Source organism: Microcoleus sp. F10-B2 (assembly GCF_036704965.1).
In the GTDB taxonomy this organism is placed as follows: Bacteria; Cyanobacteriota; Cyanobacteriia; order Cyanobacteriales; family Microcoleaceae; genus Microcoleus.
In genome coordinates this window covers 1-1,356 of sequence record NZ_JAUBTB010000227.1, presented here as the reverse complement: position 1 = coordinate 1,356, position 1,356 = coordinate 1, and the positions used below count along the sequence as shown (strand labels likewise).

The following is a 1,356-nucleotide window of genomic DNA, read 5'->3' as shown; positions in this document are numbered from 1 at the left end:
TGCAATCATTTGAGGTTTTGGCAATTCTGAATTTCTTTGAAATGAAATCTGCTTGAATATCTGCGGAATGTGGGTTCTAGCGTCAATCATACGCATAATATAGTCGTTTTAAATAAGAGTGAGACACTAAACACTACAATAATCACGAATAATCTCATCCAGAGATGGGGAACATCCCGATTTTGTAACTTCTCACCAAAATGGTATAATTAAAGGTTGTGGCAAAACAAACACTAGAAAAAACCAAGTTTTCTGAAGAGTCAATTAGTGATTTTTTAGGGGTTGACAAATTTTAAAAATGGGGAAAAGTGGTAAGATGCAATCCTCAAACAATTGCCACTAAGCGAGGAATAGCTATGACACCCGAAGAGCAGGAGCGTTTAAAAGCCTGTGAGAAAAGAAATCGCAGATATCTTCTACAAAAACACGCCCCTGACTGCACTCGAAAACCTCGAAACCATTGAAAAGCACTTGAGACAACAATGGTTAGATATAATCGGGCCGCAAATAGGTTTTTTTGGTAGTAATAAATATGTAGTGAAATTTAATTACTGTAATTGAATCCATAGGTTAATTTTATAACTCACACTCTCAATTTTTGTGGTTTTAATATTTCTTTACTCGCTCAAATGTAGATTGACTTACAGTTATGGTATCATCAGTAACTCTGGCGATAATCCTTGATATTTGCTAACATTCATTTAGTCAGATAATATGCTATCATTACGACCAAATTGCCATGATTGTGGTTCAAATCACATAGTTAAGAATGGTAGAATTCATAATAAAAAACCCAAATACAAGTGTCAAAGTTGCGGTCGCCAATTTGTCGAAAATCCGACAAACAAAGTAATGAGCTTCGGAAACAAAAGATTTAATTGATCGACTTCTGTTGGAGAAGATTTCTTTGGCTGGTATAGCTAGAACTACCGATGTCTCTAAAAAATGGTTACAGGATTAGGTAAATAATAAATATGCCTCAATCGAACGCCTGGTAAAGGTTAAGCCTAAAAAAAAAGTCAGATTGAATGTTGAATGTGACGAACTTTGGTCATTTGTAGATTGTCGACAAAATAAGCAATGGGTATGGTTAGCAATGGATAGAGAGACCAGAGAAATTATTGGTGTTTATATTGGCGATCGTAGCGAAGAAGGAGCAAGACAATTATGGAACTCTCTACCTCCTCTATATCGACAATGCGCTGTTTGCTATACAGATTTTTGGCAGGCTTATGCTTGTATTTTTCCCAGCAAACGCCATCAGCCAGTTGGTAAAGAAAGTGGAAAAACTAATCACATTGAAAGATTTAATAATACTTTGCGCCAACGTGTTTCTCGGCTCGTAAGAAAGACTCT

At 36.0% G+C, this 1,356-nt stretch carries 1 pseudogene; it reads left to right on the top strand.

The window, feature by feature from the left end:
• Positions 1 to 714: 714 nt before the first annotated feature.
• Positions 715 to 1,356, top strand: a pseudogene (locus QUA99_RS32810) (IS1 family transposase); the annotation flags it as partial.